The sequence below is a fragment of the Streptomyces sp. NPDC001634 genome (assembly GCF_040298185.1).
Taxonomy (GTDB): domain Bacteria; phylum Actinomycetota; class Actinomycetes; order Streptomycetales; family Streptomycetaceae; genus Streptomyces.
Genome location: NZ_JBEOZU010000133.1, coordinates 1 through 18,810, shown reverse-complemented (window position 1 = coordinate 18,810; position 18,810 = coordinate 1). Strand labels below are relative to the sequence as shown.

Sequence of the window (18,810 nt, the reverse complement as noted above, 5' to 3'; positions counted from 1 at the left end):
CCGACGGGGGCTCCGGGCCGTCCGGGAACGGTGGCGGTCCGGGGCCCGTGCTGCTCGTGCCCGTTCCCTCCTCGCGCCGGGCCGTGCGGGCGAGGGGGCACGATCCCGCGCGGCGGATCGCCCTCGCGGCTGCGGGAGAGCTGCGCCGGACCGGGACGGCGGCCCGGGTGGTGGCCCTGCTGCGGCAGCAGCGGGCCGTGGCCGACCAGTCGGGGCTCAGCTCCCGGCAGCGGCTGGTGAATCTCGCGGGCGCCCTGGAGGTGGCCGCAGGGGGCGCCCGGCTGCTGGCCGGCGGGCGGGTCGTCCTGGTCGATGATCTGATGACGACGGGCGCCTCGCTGGCGGAGGCGGCCCGCGCCGTCCGGACGGCGCTCGGGGTCGCGGAGATGGCGGATACGGATGTGTATACGTGCGCGGCAGGGGAAGCAACGGGGGAACAGAGAACAGTGGAGACGGCGGCAGCGGCGCGCCGCACCGGGGCGCCGCACGGAATAGCTGCTGGTAACGGCGTTGGAGAGTGGATCTGCGCGGCGGTGGTCGCCGCGCCGCTGGATTCTTTCGAAATGAACCGGAACTGACTGCGAACTTGCATCGTTGCAGGTAATGAGCAGGTCAATTCTCCTGAACGGAGGTACGCGGCAGTAGAGGGTGACGACATCCGGCCGGGCGAGATATGTTCGGTTGTGAGGGAAAGGCGCAGGCCATCCCCCGCTTATCCGAATGCCTTGCTGCGGGTTTTCTGCAATCACCCGCAGTGGTGGGGTCGAGATCCCGCCCACGGGGGAGGAGGAGGTGGAAGTCACCGAGTCCGCGGTTCCGGTACTCACCGGAGCCTGGTGCACAAGGGAGATGCTCCGCACCGCCAGGGAAGCGGAGCGATCCGGGAACGGAGTTCTGCGTGGACATCGTCGTCAAGGGCCGCAAGACCGAGGTGCCCGAGCGGTTCCGGAAGCACGTGGCCGAGAAGCTGAAGCTGGACAAGATCCAGAAGCTCGATGGCAAGGTGATCAGCCTCGACGTCGAGGTGTCCAAGGAGCCCAACCCCCGACAGGCCGACCGTTCCGACCGAGTGGAGATCACGCTCCGCTCCCGCGGTCCGGTGATCCGGGCGGAGGCAGCGGCAAGCGATCCGTACGCGGCACTCGACCTGGCGGCGGAGAAGCTCGAGGCCCGGCTGCGCAAGCAGCACGACAAGCGCCACACTCGCCGCGGGGTCCGCAGGCTCACGGCAGCCGAGGTGCCGGACCACGTCCCGGGTGCCGCGACGCTCAACGGCAACGGCAGCGTCGTGGTGGAGGAGGAGCCGGACGGCGTACCGACCAAGAAGATCGGATCGCTCGAGGTGAAGGGCGAAGGCCCCCTCGTCGTCCGTGAGAAGACCCACGTCGCGTCCCCGATGTCGCTCGACCAGGCGCTCTACGAAATGGAGTTGGTCGGGCACGACTTCTATCTGTTCGTCGACTCCGAGACCAAGCAACCCAGCGTCGTCTACCGACGACACGCCTACGACTACGGCGTCATCCACCTCAGCACGGACCAGATGGTGGCCCAGTCGGCGAATGCGGGCGGAGTGCTCGGCGGCTGACCCCGCCGGGTGATGAGTGGACCGGTGCCCCTGGTGAGCCCGTGCGCCCCCAGGGGCACCGGTGTGCGACCACTTCGCACCGCGCTCTGTCACCTGAGTGTCGCCCGGGCATGAAATCATGGCCGCAACGGCCCAACCGGTGGGTCGTTGCCTTGGGTTGGCGATGGCACAGGACCACAGGCCACAGCCTTCAGGGGGAGGAACGATGGCGGACAGCTTCGGACCGATGCGTGACGGGGATGCCGACGACGGCGTCGTCGGCATGGGCCCGGAGGCGGGCTCTCCACGCAAGGAGCCGATCCGTGTCCTGGTCGTGGACGACCACGCCCTCTTCCGCCGCGGCCTGGAGATCGTGCTCGCGGCCGAGGAGGACATCCAGGTCGTCGGCGAGGCGGGGGACGGTGCGGAGGCGGTCGACAAGGCGGCCGATCTGCTGCCCGACATCGTGCTGATGGACGTGCGGATGCCCAAGCGGGGCGGGATCGAGGCGTGCACCTCCATCAAGGAGGTGGCGCCCAGCGCGAAGATCATCATGCTGACGATCAGCGACGAAGAGGCCGATCTCTACGACGCGATCAAGGCCGGCGCGACCGGTTACCTGCTCAAGGAGATCTCCACCGACGAGGTGGCCACGGCCATTCGTGCGGTTGCCGACGGCCAGTCGCAGATCAGCCCCTCCATGGCGTCGAAGCTCCTCACCGAGTTCAAGTCGATGATCCAGCGGACCGATGAGCGCCGACTGGTGCCGGCGCCCCGGCTCACCGACCGGGAGCTGGAGGTCCTCAAGCTCGTCGCCACCGGAATGAACAACCGGGACATCGCCAAGCAGTTGTTCATCTCCGAGAACACCGTGAAGAACCATGTGCGCAACATCCTGGAGAAGCTGCAGTTGCACTCCAGGATGGAGGCCGTGGTCTATGCGATGCGGGAGAAGATCCTCGAGATCCGCTAGCGGGCCGGTCCCTGGCGAGCCGGACGTGCCCGGCGGTCAGTCCAGGGCGCGGGCCAGCTCCCGGGCGAGGGGCTCGCGCAGGGCCGGGGCGTCCACCCGCTCCACACGTACGTTCGTGCAGTCCACCCAGGCCGCCGCCTCCAGCAGGGCCTGGGCCACCGCCGGGACCGCCCGGCGATCGTCCAGCGTCACCTGCTTGGCGACCAGCGTGCGGCCCTCACGCGCGGGGTCCACTCGGCCGACCAGCCGGCCGCCGGCGAGGACCGGCATCGCGAAGTAGCCGTACACCCGCTTCGGCTTGGGGACGTACGCCTCCAGGCGGTGCGTGAAGCCGAAGATCCGCTCCGTGCGCGCCCGCTCCCAGATCAGGGAGTCGAACGGCGACAGGAGCGTCGTACGGTGGCGCCCGCGCGGCGGGATCTCCAGAGCGGCCGGGTCCGCCCAGGCCGGTTTGCCCCAGCCCTCGACCGTCACCGGAACCAGGCCCGAGTCCGCGATCACCTGGTCGACCTGCTCGCCCTTGAGCCGGTGGTAATCCGCGATGTCCGCGCGCGTGCCCACACCGAGGGACTGGCCGGCGAGCCGCACGAGACGGCGCAGGCACTCGACGTCGGCCGGCTCGTCGTTCAGCAGCTCCTCGGGGACGGCGCGCTCGGCGAGGTCGTACACACGCTTCCAGCCGCGGCGCTCGACGCACACCACCTCGCCGTACATCAGCGCGCGCTCCACCGCGACCTTGGTACCGGACCAGTCCCACCACTCGCTGGTCTTCTTGGCGCCGCCCAAGTCCGTGGCCGTGAGGGGGCCTTCGGTGCGCAGCTGCTTGATGACCTGGTCGTAGACCCCGTCCGGGAGCGTGTGGTTCCAGTGCGGGCGGGAGCGGTAGGCGCGGCGGCGGAAGGCGAAGTGCGGCCACTCCTCGATGGGAAGGATGCAGGCGGCGTGGGACCAGTACTCGAACGCGTGGGGCCGGGCCGGGGTCGTGCCCTCCGCCGACGGCGTCCAGTAGGCCGAGTCGACCGTCTTGCGGCCCAGGGCGCCCAGGCGGGCGTACGGGATGAGTTCGTGGGAGCGGGCGAGGACCGAGATGGTGTCGAGCTGGACCGCGCCGAGGTGGCGCAGCACGCCGCGGACGCCGCCCCTGCGGTCGGGGGCGCCCAGGAAGCCCTGGGCCCGCAGGGCGATACGGCGGGCTTCGTCTGCGGTCAGTTCGGTGGCGGGGCGCGGGAGACTCGGCATGCCCACACCGTAGGCGGTGGTACTGACAACGCGGGTTGAACCGGGGTTTCGGTCCCGGGAGGACGCCCGCGGCTACGACCGCCGTGCAGGTGCCGGCAGATACTGCGCCGTCGAGGGCAGACCCAGGTCCGACGGCAGGAGTGAGCCCACCCAGCAGTCCCGGCGCACCCCCTTGTTGATGATCGCGGAGCGCAGGATGCCCTCGATGGTGAAGCCCGCGCGTTCCGCGACGGCCCGGGAGCCCTCGTTGCCCACCTCGGCGCGCCACTCCACGCGGTCGACCGGCAGGTGGGTGAAGGCCCAGCGTGACGCGGCGAGCGTCGCCTCCGTGGTGTAGCCGTTGCCCCGGTGTTCCTTTGCCGTCCAGAAGCCCACCTCGGCGACGCCCGGCGCGCGCATCGTCAGGCTGAGCATGCCCACCAGCTCCGCGGAGGGAAGGAAGACGCCGAACGTGAACATCGAGGCGTCCGCCCAGCCGTCGGGCGCGAGCTGTCCGACGAACCCCTCCGCGTGCTCGCGCAGATACGGCGACGGGATCGTGGTCCAGCGCTGGATGTCGGCGTCCTGGACGGCTTCGTACACCGCGTCGATGTCCTGCGGGCCCACGGTGCGCAGCAGGAGACGTCCGGTGGTCAGGGTGACGGGGTCCATCGACCGATTCTGCTCGCGCTCCCGCCGCACCGCCATGGCTTTCTTATCAGTCCACCGTCACACGGCGGCGACCCCGCCACGCCGATGTTCTTCAGCATTTGCCGCTCATCGGCGCGTGAGAGCCCCGTCACTTTTCGTGGCCACGATGCGGCACCTTCCGCCTCGCCCGTCCGTTGTCCTAGTGGCTGTCACCGGCAGACCTCCCGGCGAAGTGGGGTCCTCGCTTACGATGGCCGTTGCTCAAGCTGTCATACGTAACCGACCGTCCCAGGCCCGACCGGCAAGGAGACAAACCCCCGTGTCCGTCCTCTCGAAGATCATGCGTGCAGGCGAAGGCAAGATCCTGCGCAAGCTGCACCGCATCGCGGACCAGGTCAACTCCATCGAAGAGGACTTCGTCGACCTCTCCGACGCCGAGCTGCGGGCCCTCACCGATGAGTACAAGCAGCGGTTCGCCGACGGCGAAAGCCTCGACGACCTGCTGCCCGAGGCTTTCGCCACCGTGCGTGAGGCCGCCAAGCGCGTCCTCGGCCAGCGGCACTACGACGTGCAGCTGATGGGCGGAGCCGCGCTCCACCTCGGCTATGTCGCCGAGATGAAGACCGGTGAGGGCAAGACGCTCGTCGGCACCCTGCCCGCGTATCTGAACGCCCTCTCCGGAGACGGCGTCCACATCGTCACGGTCAACGACTACCTGGCCGAGCGCGACTCCGAGATGATGGGCCGCGTCCACAGGTTCCTCGGCCTGAGTGTCGGCTGCATCCTCGCGAACATGACCCCGGCGCAGCGCCGCGAGCAGTACGCGTGTGACATCACGTACGGCACGAACAACGAGTTCGGCTTCGACTACCTCCGCGACAACATGGCGTGGTCCAAGGACGAGCTCGTCCAGCGCGGCCACAACTTCGCGATCGTCGACGAGGTCGACTCCATCCTCGTCGACGAGGCCCGTACGCCGCTGATCATCTCCGGTCCCGCCGACCAGGCCACCAAGTGGTACGGCGACTTCGCCAAGCTGGTCACGCGCCTGAAGAAGGGCGAGGCGGGCAACCCCCTCAAGGGCCTCGAGGAGACCGGCGACTACGACGTCGACGAGAAGAAGCGCACGGTCGCCATCCACGAGTCCGGCGTCTCCAAGGTCGAGGACTGGCTGGGCATCGACAACCTCTACGAGTCGGTGAACACCCCGCTGGTGGGCTACCTGAACAACGCCATCAAGGCGAAGGAGCTCTTCAAGAGGGACAAGGACTACGTCGTCATCGACGGCGAGGTCATGATCGTCGACGAGCACACGGGCCGTATCCTCGCCGGCCGTCGCTACAACGAGGGCATGCACCAGGCGATCGAGGCGAAGGAAGGGGTGGACATCAAGGACGAGAACCAGACGCTCGCCACGATCACCCTCCAGAACTTCTTCCGCCTCTACGGCAAGCTCTCCGGCATGACCGGTACGGCCATGACCGAGGCCGCCGAGTTCCACCAGATCTACAAGCTCGGCGTGGTCCCGATCCCGACCAACAAGCCGATGATCCGCAAGGACCAGTCGGACCTGATCTACCGCACCGAGGTCGCGAAGTTCGAGGCGGTCGTCGACGACATCGCCGAGAAGCACGAGAAGGGCCAGCCGATTCTCGTCGGCACGACGTCGGTCGAGAAGTCGGAGTACCTCTCCCAGCAGCTGAGCAAGCGCGGCATCCAGCACGAGGTGCTGAACGCGAAGCAGCACGACCGCGAGGCGGTGATCGTCGCCCAGGCCGGCCGCAAGGGCGCTGTGACCGTCGCCACCAACATGGCCGGTCGTGGTACGGACATCAAGCTCGGCGGCAACCCCGAGGACCTCGCCGACGCCGAGCTGCGCCAGCGCGGGCTCGACCCCGAGGAGCACATCGAGGAGTGGGCCCAGGCCCTGCCCGCCGCCCTGGAGAAGGCCGAGCAGGCGGTCAAGGCCGAGAAGGACGAGGTCGAGGCGCTGGGTGGCCTCTACGTCCTCGGTACCGAGCGCCACGAGTCCCGCCGCATCGACAACCAGCTGCGCGGTCGCTCCGGCCGTCAGGGCGACCCCGGCGAGTCCCGCTTCTACCTCTCCCTGGGCGACGACCTGATGCGTCTGTTCAAGGCCCAGATGGTCGAGCGCGTCATGTCGATGGCGAACGTCCCGGACGATGTGCCGATCGAGAACAAGATGGTCACGCGCGCGATCGCGTCCGCCCAGTCGCAGGTCGAGCAGCAGAACTTCGAGACCCGGAAGAACGTCCTCAAGTACGACGAGGTCCTCAACCGGCAGCGCGAGGTCATCTACGGCGAGCGGCGCCGCGTCCTGGAGGGCGAGGACCTGCACGAGCAGGTGCAGCACTTCATGGACGACACGATCGACGCGTACGTCGGCGCCGAGACCGCCGAGGGCTTCGCCGAGGAGTGGGACCTGGACCGGCTGTGGGGCGCCTTCAAGCAGCTCTACCCGGTGAAGATCACCATCGACGAGCTGGAGGAGGCGGCCGGCGACCGGGCCGGGCTGACTGCCGAGTTCATCGCCGAGTCCATCAAGGACGACATTCGCGAGCAGTACGAGCAGCGTGAGGCGCAGCTCGGCTCCGAGATCATGCGTGAGCTTGAGCGCCGGGTCGTGCTGTCCGTCCTGGACCGCAAGTGGCGCGAGCACCTCTACGAGATGGATTACCTCCAGGAGGGCATCGGCCTGCGCGCGATGGCGCAGAAGGACCCGCTGGTCGAGTACCAGCGCGAAGGCTTCGACATGTTCTCCGCCATGATGGACGGCATCAAGGAGGAGTCCGTCGGCTACCTGTTCAACCTGGAGGTCCAGGTCGAGCAGCAGGTCGAGGAGGTCCCCGTCGAGGACGCCAAGCCGTCCCTCGAGAAGGAGGAGGCGGTGGCCGCGCAAGCGGCCCGTCCGGAGATCCGCGCCAAGGGCCTCGACGCCCCGCAGCGCCGCGACCGGCTGCACTTCTCCGCGCCGACGGTGGACGGTGAGGGCGGCATCGTCGAGGGCGACTTCGCCAACGACGACGAGCCGGTGCGCTCGGAGGCGGACGGCCTCACGCGCGCGGAGCGCCGCAAGCAGGCCAAGGGCGGACGCCGCCGCAAGAAGTGACGCTGCCTCGGGCGATACAGCCGTGACGAGGGGCCGGGCACCTGAGGTGCCCGGCTCCTCGTGTGCTTGCGTCGGCCGTCTCTGACGCCGCCTCAGTCGTCGTCCGTCCGCGGCATTCGCGGCCCGCCCAGTTCCACCGCCGTGCAGCGCCAGCGGTGGTCGGGGCCGCACTCCAGGCGGAACGCCATCGCGCGCAGCTGGTCGCCCGCGCCGATGCGGGCGAAGGCCTCGATGGCGCCGGGGCGCGGGACGAAGTAGCCGATGTCGCGGACGACCGGACGGGTGCCACGGGTGCGCAGCGGGCCGCGTTCGGCGAGCCAGGCCAGCTCGTCGTAGGCCCGGCCGACGGTGTGGCGGAGCATGCTGTGCACCGGGCGCTGACCGCTCAGCACGGACACCAGGCGGTCGGCGAAGACGTCCGTGGGGCGGGGCTGGGGGACGGGGCCGGGCCGGCTCGGGACGCCGGGTGCGGTCGCACTCGGGACGCCGGGTGCGGTCGCCCTGGAGGTGCCCTGTCCCGGCGCCGTGCGGCGGGGCGTGCCGCCCGGGCGGCGGGTGTCGTGGCGGACCGGCGGGCGACCGCCCGGCTGACGCTTCGTCCTCGTCATCGTCCCGTTCATGGCCGTCGCCCCGTTGCCGGCTGTCGCACCGCTGCTGGCCGTGGCACCGTTCCCGGCCGTGGCACCGTTCCCGGCCCTCGCACCGCTCCCGGCCGTGGCACCGCTCCCGGCCGTGGCACCGTTCCCGGCCGTGGCACCGTTCCCGGCCGTGGCACCGTTCCCGGCCGTGGCACCGTTCCCGGCCCTCGCACCGCTCCCGGCCCTCGCACCGCTCCCGGCCGTGGCACCGCTCCCGGCCCTCGCACCGCTCCCGGCCGTGGCACCGCTCCTGGCGGTCGCACCGTTACCGGCCGTCGCACGGTTCCCGGCTGTCGCACCGCTCCTGGCCGTCGATCCGTTCCTGGTCATCACCTTGTTCATACGGGATCCCCGTTTCGCCGGACCGGTTCATACCGGTCGGTAACTTCTTGGTGGGGATCTTGTACGAGGCGGACGGTCGGGCCTGCAAGGAAGACGGGCGCGCGCCGGGGTGGCCGGAAGGTTCACCTATCAGGGTGAGGGGCGGGGCGGGAATCCGTGGGAGGGCCGGGGTGTACCGGGCTATTCGTGAGCGTTCTCGTTGACGTCGCGGAAGGGCGCGGCCGGGGCCCGAAGGGGGACGCCCGCACGTATCCTGGGATGACTCGCCGGAGGCGCGGGAACGATCTCCGCGGTGCCCTTGCCGGGCCGTCCGGCCGCCCTTACCGACTACGAAAGCGGCTCGCCATGCGCGTCTACGTCCCCCTGACCCTCCCCGGTCTCGCCGACGCGTACAAGACGGGTGAGCTGGGCGCGGGACCGGTCGTCGCCTACGCCGTCACGCCCGCGCTGCGCGAGTGGTACCTCTCCGACGACATCGAGGAACTGGAGTACGCGGCGCTGAGCCGCTCCGCGCTGGCCTCCCTGCGGCTGCTGGCGGCGGAGCCGGGGGCACCGCGGCGGCGGGTCGTCGTCGCCGTCGACGTACCGGACGGCGCGGCGATGGCCGATCCCGACCGGGGCCTCGATCCGGCTGCGCTCGGCGAGGTGCGCGTCGCCGGGACCGTGCCGCTGGCCAAGGCGGCCGCCGTGCATGTCGACGCGGCCGAAGCGGAGGCGGACGTGACCGCGGCGGCCGAGGCGCTGGAGGCGGCGGACGGCGGGGACGACGACGCTCAGTTCGTCGTGGACGGCGCCGAGGACCACGAACTGCTCTGGTATGCGACGCAGGAAATCCCGAATCTGGTGGGACTGGGCAGCTGACCTGGCCTTTTGTGGAGCCCCAGGGTGGGGCGCAGGTGATTGTCAGTGGGGCCGGGTACGTTTTCGGCATGGGGACGTATGGAAGCGCGCACATTGTCTGGGACTGGAACGGGACGCTGTTCCACGACAATGACGCGATCATCGGGGCGACGAACGCGGCGTTCGCCGAGCTGGGCCTTGAGCCCATCACGTTGGAGCGGTACCGGGCGCTGTACTGCGTGCCGGTGCCGAAGTTCTACGAGCGGCTGATGGGCCGGCTGCCCACGGACGCGGAGTGGGAGGTCATGGACGAGACCTTCCACCGTTACTACGCGGAGCACCGGCTCGGGTGCGGGCTGACTGTCGGTGCGACGGATCTGCTCGCGGGATGGCGGTCGGCGGGCCGCAGCCAGTCGATCCTGAGCATGTACGTGCACGACGAACTCGTCCCGCTGGTCCGGGCGTTCGGGATCGAGGCGCACTTCATACGGGTCGAGGGACGCACCGGTCCCTCCGGCGGCAGCAAGTCCGAGCACATGGTCCGGCACATACGGGCGCTCGACGGTGTCGAGCCGGGGCGCACGGTGGTGATCGGGGACGCCGCCGACGACGCGGTCGCCGCCCGGCACGTCGGAGCGCAGGCCGTGCTGTACACCGGTGGCTCCCACAGCCGCGTCAGCCTCGAAGAGGTCGGCGTACCGGTGGTCGACACCCTGGAGGAGGCGGTCGCGGAGGCAGAGCGGCTGGCGGCATGAAGAGGCGCGGCGCCCCGCTGAAGGGCGCCGCACCGGGGTGGATGCGGAAGCTCAGGTCACCGGCGCCTTCGCCCGCAGGACCGTGAGGAACTCGCGCATCCAGCGGGAGTGGTCCGGCCAGGCGCGGGACGAGACCAGGGTGCCGTCGACGACCGCCTCGGCGTCCTGGAAGGTGGCACCGGCCGCCTGCATGTCCAGTTCCAGGGCGGGATAGGCCGTGACGCGCCGACCGCGCAGGGCGTCCACCGCGGCGGTGAGCAGGGGGCCGTGGCAGATCTGTGCGACCGGTTTGTCGGTGTCGAAGAACGACTTGAGGATCTTGCGGAGCTCGGGATCGTTGCGGAGGTACTCCGGGGCACGCCCGCCCGGGATGACCAGGGCGACGTACTCACCGGGGTCGACCTCGGAGAAGGCGATGTCGGCGGGCCAGCTGTAGCCGGGTTTCTCGGTGTAGGTGTCGAAGCCGGGTTCGAAGTCGTGGACGACGAAGCGGAGTTTCTTGCGGGTGGGGGCCGCGATGTGGACCTCGTACCCCTCCTCGCGCAGGCGCTGATAGGGGTACAGGACCTCCAGTGATTCAGCCGCGTCGCCGGTGACGATCAGGATTTTCTGCGTCATGTTCGGTGCGCTCCCCTCGGTCGTGCGGGCGGCTCCGCCGGATGCTTCTGGCAACGTGCCCGGTTCGAGGGCGCTTGCCAAGGGGTCTCGTACGGCCTGGTACTGCGGCGTACTGCCCAGTAGTGCTCGTACAGCCATGCTCGCACCGAAGGCCCTGCACGGCATCGCCCTCCGTGCCCCTGTGCAGAACGTCAAAGTTCGCCCCCCTGTTTTGTACACATACGGCTCATGACGTGCCCCCCGTGGAGAGCGATAGCCTTGTGGCGTGATCAGCGCGATACGTCGCGGGGACGTTGTCGTCCCTGCCTTGCGCCCGGTGAGCACGGACCACATCCGTGACCGGGCGGCGGTCGCTGGTCTTCACAGGCGAGGCCGGTCGGAAAGGGCGCCGCAGGCGTCCGGCAGGGCAACCGGGGCGCCGGGGACGCAGGAGGCGCACAGTGCGCCGAGAGCAGCGTCACAGTCGCCGAGGGCGCCGGAAATGGCCGATAACCCCTCGCTCATCTCTCCAAGCGGCATAGCGTCGAGCCAGACCGGACACCCCGCGTCACGGCGTTACGTCGGAGAAGAGACCGTACTTCCTTCTACGTCACGCAACGGCGCGCGACAGGAGCCAGAGGACAATGCAGACCAAGCTGGACGAAGCCAAGGCCGAGCTGCTCGAAAGGGCCGCCCGGGTAGCTGAGAACAGCCCGGTCGGGGGGCACCTACCGACTGGGACGACGAGTGAGGGCACCCCGGACCGGGACACCGTGCTCGCGTTCCTCCAGCGCTACTACCTGCACACCGCACCGGAGGACCTGACCGACCGCGACCCGGTGGACGTCTTCGGAGCCGCCTTCTCGCACTACAGACTGGCCGAAATGCGCCCGCAGGGCACGGCCAACGTGCGGGTCCACACCCCGACGGTCGAGGAGAACGGCTGGACCTCCAGCCACTCCGTCGTCGAGGTCGTGACGGACGACATGCCGTTCCTCGTCGACTCGGTCACCAATGAGCTGTCGCGGCAGGGCCGCGGCATCCACGTCGTCATCCATCCCCAGTTCGTCGTCCGCCGCGATCTGACCGGCAAGCTGCTCGAGGTGCTGCCCGAGGCGTCCAGTGGCGAACTGCCGCACGACGCGCACGTCGAGTCCTGGATCCACGTGGAGATCGACCGCGAGACCGACCGCTCCGACCTGAAGCAGATCACCGCCGATCTGCTGCGCGTCCTGTCCGACGTCCGCGAGGCCGTCGAGGACTGGGAGAAGATGCGCGAGTCGGCGCTGCGCATCGCCGAGGGGCTCGCGAAGGAGACCGTGCCGACAGACCTGCCGCAGGCGGAGGTCGAGGAGGCCCGCGAGCTGCTGCGCTGGCTGTCCGACGACCACTTCACCTTCCTCGGCTACCGCGAGTACGAGCTGCGCGAGGACGACTCGCTGGCCGCGGTGCCCGGCACCGGGCTCGGGATACTGCGATCGGACCCCCACCACGCGGGCGACGACAGCCACCCGGTGAGCCCGTCCTTCGAGCGGCTGCCCGCCGACGCCCGCGCCAAGGCACGCGAGCACAAGCTGCTGGTTCTCACCAAGGCCAACAGCCGCGCCACCGTGCACCGGCCGTCGTACCTCGACTACGTCGGCGTGAAGAAGTTCGACGAGAACGGCAACGTCATCGGCGAGCGCCGCTTCCTGGGCTTGTTCTCGTCCGCCGCCTACACCGAGTCCGTGCGCCGTGTGCCCGTCATCCGGCGCAAGGTCCAGGAGGTGCTCAAGGGCGCCGGGTTCTCACCCAACAGCCACGACGGCCGCGACCTGCTCCAGATCCTGGAGACGTACCCGCGCGACGAGCTGTTCCAGACCCCGGTCGACGAGCTGCGCTCCATCGTCACCTCCGTCCTCTACCTCCAGGAGCGCCGCCGGCTGCGGCTCTACCTGCGCCAGGACGAATACGGGCGCTACTACTCGGCCCTCGTCTACCTGCCGCGCGACCGCTACACCACGGGCGTCCGGCTGCGGATCATCGACATCCTGAAGGAGGAGCTCGGCGGCACCAGCGTCGACTTCACGGCCTGGAACACCGAGTCGATCCTCTCCCGGCTGCACTTCGTGGTCCGTGTCCCGCAGGGCACCGAGCTGCCGCAGCTGTCCGACGCCGACAAGGAGCGCATCGAGGCGCGGCTCGTGGAGGCCGCCCGCTCCTGGGCCGACGCCTTCAACGAGGCGCTCAACGCCGAATGCGGCGAGGAGCGCGCCGCCGAACTGCAGCGCCGCTACGCCAACGCCTTCCCCGAGGGCTACAAGGCCGACCACACCCCGCGCGCCGCGGTATCCGACCTCGTCCACCTCGAACAGCTCAGCACCAAGGAGGGCGGCAAGAGCTTCGCCCTCAGCCTGTATGAGCCCGTGGGCGTCGGCCCCGGCGAGCGCCGCTTCAAGATCTACCGCAGGGGCGAGGCCGTCTCCCTCTCCGCCGTCCTGCCCGTGCTCAACCGGCTCGGCGTCGAGGTCATCGACGAGCGCCCGTACGAACTGCGCTGCTCTGACCGCACGACCTCGTGGATCTACGACTTCGGGCTGCGACTGCCCAAGTCCGTGATCGGCAACGGCGACTACCTCGGCGACGACGCCCGTGAGCGGTTCCAGGACGCCTTCGCCGCCACCTGGACCGGCCGGGCCGAGAACGACGGCTTCAACGCCCTCGTGCTGGGCGCCGGGCTCACCTGGCGGCAGGCGATGGTGCTGCGCGCGTACGCCAAGTACCTGCGCCAGGCCGGTTCGACCTTCAGCCAGGACTACATGGAGGACACCCTCCGAAACAACGTCCACACCACCCGGCTGCTGATCTCGCTCTTCGAGGCGCGGATGTCGCCCGAGCGTCAGCGCGCCGGACTGGAGCTGACCGACGCCCTCCTCGAGGAGCTGGACGCCGCGCTCGACCAGGTCGCCTCGCTCGACGAGGACCGGATCCTGCGCTCCTTCCTGACCCTCATCAAGGCCACCCTGCGCACGAACTTCTTCCAGGAGGCCGCGGGCGGCAAGCCGCACGAGTACATCTCCATGAAGTTCGACCCGCAGGCCATCCCGGACCTGCCGGCCCCGCGTCCGGCGTACGAGATCTGGGTGTACTCGCCGCGCGTCGAGGGCGTGCACCTGCGCTTCGGCAAGGTCGCGCGAGGCGGTCTGCGCTGGTCCGACCGGCGTGAGGATTTCCGTACCGAGATCCTCGGCCTGGTCAAGGCGCAGATGGTGAAGAACACCGTCATCGTGCCGGTCGGCGCCAAGGGCGGCTTCGTCGCCAAGCAGCTGCCGGACCCGGCCGTGGACCGCGACGCATGGCTCGCGGAGGGCATCCGCAGCTACAAGACGTTCATCTCGGCGCTGCTCGACATCACCGACAACATGGTGGCCGGCGAGGTCGTGCCGCCCGCGGACGTGGTCCGGCACGACTCGGACGACACCTACCTCGTGGTCGCGGCCGACAAGGGCACGGCGACCTTCTCGGACATCGCCAACGAGGTCGCCGAGAAGTACAACTTCTGGCTGGGCGACGCCTTCGCCTCCGGCGGCTCGGCGGGCTACGACCACAAGAAGATGGGCATCACCGCCCGCGGCGCCTGGGAGTCGGTGAAGCGGCACTTCCGGGAGCTGGGTGTGAACACCCAGGCCGAGGACTTCACCGTGGTCGGCATCGGTGACATGTCCGGTGACGTGTTCGGCAACGGCATGCTGCTGTCCGAGCACATCCGCCTGGTCGCGGCCTTCGACCACCGGCACATCTTCATCGACCCGAACCCGGACGCGGCGGCCTCGTACGCCGAGCGTCGGCGTCTGTTCGACCTGCCGCGCTCCTCGTGGGCCGACTACAACACCGATCTGCTGTCGGCCGGCGGCGGGGTCTTCCCCCGTTCGGCCAAGTCGATCCCGATCAACGCGCATGTCCGTGAGGCGCTCGGCATCGAGGGCGCAGTCACCAAGATGACCCCGGCCGACCTGATGAAGACGATCCTCAAGGCGCCGGTGGACCTGCTGTGGAACGGCGGCATCGGCACATACGTGAAGGCGTCGGCCGAGTCGAACGCGGACGTCGGCGACAAGGCCAACGACTCCATCCGCGTGGACGGCCGTGACCTGCGCGTCAAGGTGGTCGGCGAGGGCGGCAACCTGGGCCTGACCCAGCTCGGCCGGATCGAGTTCGCGCAGCACGGCGGCAAGATCAACACGGACGCCATCGACAACAGCGCGGGCGTGGACACCTCCGACCACGAGGTGAACATCAAGATCCTGCTCAACTCGGTCGTGGCGAACGGCGACCTGACCGTCAAGCAGCGCAACCAGCTGCTCGCTGAGATGACCGACGAGGTCGGCACGCTGGTGCTGCGCAACAACTACGCGCAGAACGTGGCGATCGCCAACGCCTTGTTCCAGTCCAAGGACATGCTGCACGCGCAGCAGCGCTTCATGCGTCACCTGGTGCGCGAGGGCCACCTCGACCGGGCGCTGGAGTTCCTGCCCACGGAGCGGCAGATTCGCGAGCGGCTGACCTCCGGACAGGGCCTGACCGGCCCGGAGACGGCCGTCCTGCTGGCGTACACCAAGATCACGGTCTCCAGGGAGCTGCTGGAGACGCCGCTGCCGGACGACTCGTACCTGCGCAACCTGCTGCACGCGTACTTCCCGACGGCGCTGCGCGAGAAGTTCCCCGAGCAGATCGACAACCACGCGCTGCGCCGTGAGATCGTGACGACCCTCCTGGTCAACGACACGGTCAACACGGGTGGTACGAGCTTCCTGCACCGTCTGCGGGAGGAGACGGGCGCCTCTTTGGAGGAGATCGTCCGGGCGCAGACCGCGTCCCGCGCGATCTTCCACGCCGGCGCGGTGTGGGACGCGGTCGAGGCCCTCGACAACAAGGTCGACGCGGACGTCCAGACCCGTATCCGCCTGCACTCCCGCCGACTGGTCGAGCGCGGCACGCGCTGGCTGCTCAACAACCGGCCGCAGCCGCTGGAGCTCACCGGGACGATCGAGTTCTTCAAGGACCGTGTCGAGCAGGTGTGGAGCGAGCTGCCGAAGCTGCTGCGGGGCGCGGACCTGGAATGGTGGCAGAAGATCTACGACGAGCTGGCGGGTGCCGGTGTCCCGGACGAACTCGCCACGCGCGTGGCCGGGTTCTCCTCCGCCTTCCCGGCGCTCGACATCGTCTCGGTGGCCGACCGCACGGGCAAGGACCCGATGGCCGTCGCCGAGGTCTACTACGACCTCGCCGACCGGCTCCGGATCACCCAGCTCATGGACCGCATCATCGAGCTGCCGCGCGCCGACCGGTGGCAGTCGATGGCCCGCGCGGCGATCCGCGAGGACCTGTACGCGGCCCACGCGGGGCTGACCGCCGAGATCCTGGCGGTGGGCAACGGACAGTCCACGCCTGAGCAGCGCTTCAAGGGCTGGGAGGAGAGGAACACGGCGATCCTGTCCCGGGCGCGCACGACCCTCGACGAGATCTCCAACTCGGACTCGTTCGACCTCGCGAACCTGTCGGTCGCGATGCGCACGATGCGGACGCTGCTGCGGACGCACAGCTAGTCCGGTACTGCCGGTAGTCCGGTACTGCCGGGACGACGGCGGGGGCGCCCCCTGGGTTGGGGGCGCCCCCGTTCGCGTATCCAGTGATACTGCCCACGGCGCTCGCCACGTACGCCTTTCTTGCCATTACTTTGGAAAATTCCAGTGTTGAACTTACCCTCTCCTGTTAAACGGGACGCTTGGCAGAGGGTTTGGCGTGATCGTCGGACGAGTGTGGAGGACCCCTACCCGTGACTGTGAACCTCACCGAGCAACGGCCCCCGGTCGTCAGCCCGGCTGCCCAGACCGTCGTCCCCGCCCCCGCCCCGGCGCTCGCCCGGGCCCGGCGGTTCGCGGTCGAGGTGGCCAAGTTCGGGGTCGTCGGCGGCAGCGGTGTCGCGGTCAACTTCCTTGTCTTCAACTTCCTGCTGCACGGTCTGACGTGGGCCCCGATGACGGCGACCGTGCTCGCCAGCATCGTCGCCATGGGCACCAACTACCTCGGCTTCCGCTTCTTCGCCTACCGTGACCGCGCCTCGCGCACGCGGCAGCAGATCGTGCTGTTCTTCGTCTTCAGCGCTCTCGGCGTGGCGATGGAGAGCCTGCTCTTCTACGTCGGCTACCACGGCCTCGGCATGAGCGGGCCGTTCGGCTCGAACGTGGCGAAGGCGCTGTCGATCGTGCTGGCCTCGGCGTTCCGTTTCCTGGTGTACCGGACGTGGGTGTTCCAGCACGAGGCGAAGCAGGGCCCCGGCGCACGATGAGTGTGGCGGCGGAGGGGACCGGTGGGACCGGCGGAGCGCATGGGGCTGCAGGGGCACAGGGCGCTGAAGGGGCCGACAGCGGCCTCAGGGGACTGAGAGGGCGCATGGGGCCCAGGGGTTCGATCGCGGCCGTCGGAACGCCGCGCGGAAGGGCCGGCGTCGCGCTCTGGGCCGTCGTGGCACTGCTCGTCGCGCTGATGCTGCTCGTCATCGTCCGGCTGCCCTGGACCGGCGACCTCGGCATGCACGCGGCGACCGTGGAGCGGCTGCGGCACCGGCTGCTCGACCCCGGTAATCCCCTGGTCGACGAGAACACGCCGAGCCCCTACTACTCGCCGTGGACGGTCTTCCTCGGCATCGTGGCCCGTGTCACCGGGCTGTCCGTGTGGGTCGTGCTGCGCATCGGCGCGCTGATCAGCCTGACGCTGCTGGTGACGGGCGTGTGGCGATACGTCCGTACGCTGAGCGCGCACCGTCTTGCGCCGCCGCTCGCCCTGCTGTGCGTGGTGTTCCTGTGGGGCACGCAGGTCTTCAACTGGAGCGGATTCATCGGGCTCAACTCGCTGGCGCTGACGGTGGCCTATCCGAGCGTGTTCGCGCTGGGGCTGGCCTTCCACTTCTGGGCGCTCCTGGGGCGGGCGCTGAAGGACGAGCCCGCGGGCTGGGTGGTGTTCCTCGGCCTGGGCGCGTTGTGGGCGGTGATTCTGCTCAGCCACCAGTTCACCGGCGTCGTGACGACGCTGGGCGCGCTGGCGACGGTGGTCGGCGCGCGGGCCGGGCGCCGGGCGTGGCCGCGGCTCGGGGCCGGGGTCGTGCTCGGCATGGTCATCCTCGCGCTGTGGCCGTACTACGACTTCTTCGCGCTGCTGCACGCGGGTGGTCTGGAGGCGATCCACCGGCCGCTGTATCAGCACCTCTTCGTACGGTTCGGACTTGTGCTGGTCGGGGTCGCGGCGCTGGCGGTACGGGCGTGGCGGGACCGGCGCGATCCGCTGGTGCTGTTCTTCCTGCTCGGGGCGCTGATGTTCGCGGCCGGCGGGCTGAGCGGGCACTACTCGTGGGGGCGGGCGCTGCCGGCGGTGCTGATCCCGGCGCAGGTGGCGGCGGCCGTGGAGGTGGCCGGAGCGGCACGTGAGGCGCGTGGGGCGCTGCGGTACGTGGCGCCCGGGGTGCTGGCGGCCGCGCTGGCCGTCGGGGCGTGGACGCAGGTGCAGACCGTGGGGTACGTGGTGGGGCGCAGTGCCCTGCCCGGGGTGGTCGCGGCGAAGTACCGGGAGCCATGGGTGGGGTACCACTGGATCACTCCGTGGGTGCGGTACGGGGATGTGGTGATGGCCAGGACGAACCCCGCGCGGCAGATTCCGGCGTACGGGGCATACACCGTGGCGCCGGGGTATCCGGACTTCTTCCTGCCGGACGAGGCGAAGCGGGACGCGGCCGTGCAGACGTACTTCGGGGCCGGGGCGTCGCGGAGCGAGCGTCTTGGCGTGCTGCGGTCGTACGGGGTGCGGTGGGTTGTGCAGCGGCGGTCGGACGGGGGGCTGGCGGCCGGGGATGCGGCGTTGCGGCGCGTGGCTTCGGGGCCGGGGGGTCAGGTGCTGTACGAGGTGGTGCGGTGAGGGGTTGACCGCCCCGCCGCCCCCACCCGTCCCAGGGGACTCCGTCCCCTTCGCCCCTCTGCCGGGGGCTGCGCCCCCGGACCTCCGCTGTCGGCCTGAACGGCCTTGTCGTCAAACGCCGGACGGGCGGGCTGAAAGATTCAGCCCGCCCGTCC

14 protein-coding genes are annotated in these 18,810 nt (G+C 69.7%); 10 read left to right on the top strand and 4 right to left on the bottom strand.

Annotated elements, in window-relative coordinates:
• From ABT186_RS44395 to ABT186_RS44385, 3 genes are all read left to right on the top strand, one after another.
• Positions 1-578: ComF family protein (locus tag ABT186_RS44395; protein WP_351930051.1), on the top strand; the 578-nt coding region annotated here is incomplete at its 5' end.
• A 320-nt stretch (positions 579-898) separates the two neighbouring features.
• Entirely contained in the window at positions 899-1,585 is a 687-nt protein-coding gene (gene hpf, locus ABT186_RS44390) for a ribosome hibernation-promoting factor, HPF/YfiA family (protein ID WP_351235767.1), read from the top strand.
• 205 nt (positions 1,586-1,790) lie between these two features.
• The gene (locus ABT186_RS44385) at positions 1,791-2,537 is read left to right on the top strand and encodes a response regulator (protein ID WP_351235769.1); all 747 of its coding nucleotides are present in this window, start codon (positions 1,791-1,793) and stop codon (positions 2,535-2,537) included.
• A 36-nt stretch (positions 2,538-2,573) separates the two neighbouring features.
• On the opposite strand, the gene ABT186_RS44380 is transcribed toward ABT186_RS44385, so the two are convergent.
• Both ABT186_RS44380 and ABT186_RS44375 read right to left on the bottom strand, forming a co-directional pair.
• Positions 2,574-3,776, bottom strand: a complete 1,203-nt coding sequence (locus ABT186_RS44380; protein WP_351235771.1) for a winged helix-turn-helix domain-containing protein — start codon at positions 3,774-3,776, stop codon at positions 2,574-2,576.
• Positions 3,777-3,848: 72 nt separating this feature from the next.
• Positions 3,849-4,427, bottom strand: a complete 579-nt coding sequence (locus ABT186_RS44375) for a GNAT family N-acetyltransferase (RefSeq protein ID WP_351930049.1) — start codon at positions 4,425-4,427, stop codon at positions 3,849-3,851.
• A gap of 298 nt (positions 4,428-4,725) precedes the next feature.
• Between ABT186_RS44375 and secA the strand changes: the two genes are divergently transcribed.
• Positions 4,726-7,536: a preprotein translocase subunit SecA gene (gene secA, locus ABT186_RS44370; protein ID WP_351235775.1), complete on the top strand. Its 2,811-nt coding sequence runs from the start codon at positions 4,726-4,728 to the stop codon at positions 7,534-7,536.
• 92 nt (positions 7,537-7,628) lie between these two features.
• Here secA and ABT186_RS44365 read toward each other — a convergent pair whose 3' ends face one another.
• Complete coding sequence (locus ABT186_RS44365) at positions 7,629-8,156, bottom strand: Rv3235 family protein (RefSeq protein WP_351930047.1); 528 nt, start codon at positions 8,154-8,156, stop codon at positions 7,629-7,631.
• Here ABT186_RS44365 and ABT186_RS44360 point away from each other — a divergent pair.
• From ABT186_RS44360 to ABT186_RS44350, 3 genes are all read left to right on the top strand, one after another.
• On the top strand, positions 8,155-8,559 hold the full coding sequence (locus tag ABT186_RS44360) for a hypothetical protein (protein WP_351930045.1): 405 nt from the start codon (positions 8,155-8,157) through the stop codon (positions 8,557-8,559). The genes ABT186_RS44365 and ABT186_RS44360 overlap by 2 nt on opposite strands.
• 302 nt (positions 8,560-8,861) lie before the next feature.
• Positions 8,862-9,377, top strand: coding sequence for a DUF6912 family protein (locus ABT186_RS44355; RefSeq protein ID WP_351930043.1), 516 nt, complete (start codon positions 8,862-8,864; stop codon positions 9,375-9,377).
• Between the two features lie 68 nt (positions 9,378-9,445).
• Positions 9,446-10,111: an HAD family hydrolase gene (locus ABT186_RS44350; RefSeq protein ID WP_351236508.1), complete on the top strand. Its 666-nt coding sequence runs from the start codon at positions 9,446-9,448 to the stop codon at positions 10,109-10,111.
• Between the two features lie 51 nt (positions 10,112-10,162).
• On the opposite strand, the gene ABT186_RS44345 is transcribed toward ABT186_RS44350, so the two are convergent.
• Complete coding sequence (locus tag ABT186_RS44345) at positions 10,163-10,729, bottom strand: DJ-1/PfpI family protein (RefSeq protein ID WP_351236506.1); 567 nt, start codon at positions 10,727-10,729, stop codon at positions 10,163-10,165.
• Between the two features lie 623 nt (positions 10,730-11,352).
• On the opposite strand from ABT186_RS44345, the gene ABT186_RS44340 reads away from it, so the two are divergent.
• The 3 genes from ABT186_RS44340 (at position 11,353) to ABT186_RS44330 (ending at position 18,655) form a co-directional block, all read left to right on the top strand.
• Positions 11,353-16,293 (top strand): NAD-glutamate dehydrogenase, encoded by a 4,941-nt coding sequence (locus ABT186_RS44340; RefSeq protein ID WP_351930041.1) that lies wholly within the window; start codon positions 11,353-11,355, stop codon positions 16,291-16,293.
• A gap of 230 nt (positions 16,294-16,523) precedes the next feature.
• A complete protein-coding gene (locus ABT186_RS44335; RefSeq protein WP_351236502.1) occupies positions 16,524-17,036 on the top strand; it encodes a GtrA family protein in 513 nt (170 codons plus the stop codon).
• A gap of 104 nt (positions 17,037-17,140) precedes the next feature.
• Complete coding sequence (locus ABT186_RS44330) at positions 17,141-18,655, top strand: putative glycosyltransferase family protein (protein ID WP_502973516.1); 1,515 nt, start codon at positions 17,141-17,143, stop codon at positions 18,653-18,655.
• Positions 18,656-18,810: the final 155 nt, after the last annotated feature.

Excerpts from the sequence above, each read along its gene's own strand:
- ABT186_RS44385 (WP_351235769.1), top strand. The coding sequence starts at position 1,791 with ATGGCGGACAGCTTCGGACCGATGCGTGACGGGGATGCCGACGACGGC.
- ABT186_RS44380 (WP_351235771.1), bottom strand. The coding sequence starts at position 3,776 with ATGCCGAGTCTCCCGCGCCCCGCCACCGAACTGACCGCAGACGAAGCC.
- ABT186_RS44375 (WP_351930049.1), bottom strand. The coding sequence starts at position 4,427 with ATGGACCCCGTCACCCTGACCACCGGACGTCTCCTGCTGCGCACCGTG.
- ABT186_RS44360 (WP_351930045.1), top strand. The coding sequence starts at position 8,155 with ATGGCCGTCGCCCCGTTGCCGGCTGTCGCACCGCTGCTGGCCGTGGCA.
- ABT186_RS44365 (WP_351930047.1), bottom strand. The coding sequence starts at position 8,156 with ATGAACGGGACGATGACGAGGACGAAGCGTCAGCCGGGCGGTCGCCCG.
- ABT186_RS44355 (WP_351930043.1), top strand. The coding sequence starts at position 8,862 with ATGCGCGTCTACGTCCCCCTGACCCTCCCCGGTCTCGCCGACGCGTAC.
- ABT186_RS44350 (WP_351236508.1), top strand. The coding sequence starts at position 9,446 with ATGGGGACGTATGGAAGCGCGCACATTGTCTGGGACTGGAACGGGACG.
- ABT186_RS44345 (WP_351236506.1), bottom strand. The coding sequence starts at position 10,729 with ATGACGCAGAAAATCCTGATCGTCACCGGCGACGCGGCTGAATCACTG.
- ABT186_RS44340 (WP_351930041.1), top strand. The coding sequence starts at position 11,353 with ATGCAGACCAAGCTGGACGAAGCCAAGGCCGAGCTGCTCGAAAGGGCC.
- ABT186_RS44330 (WP_502973516.1), top strand. The coding sequence starts at position 17,141 with ATGGGGCCCAGGGGTTCGATCGCGGCCGTCGGAACGCCGCGCGGAAGG.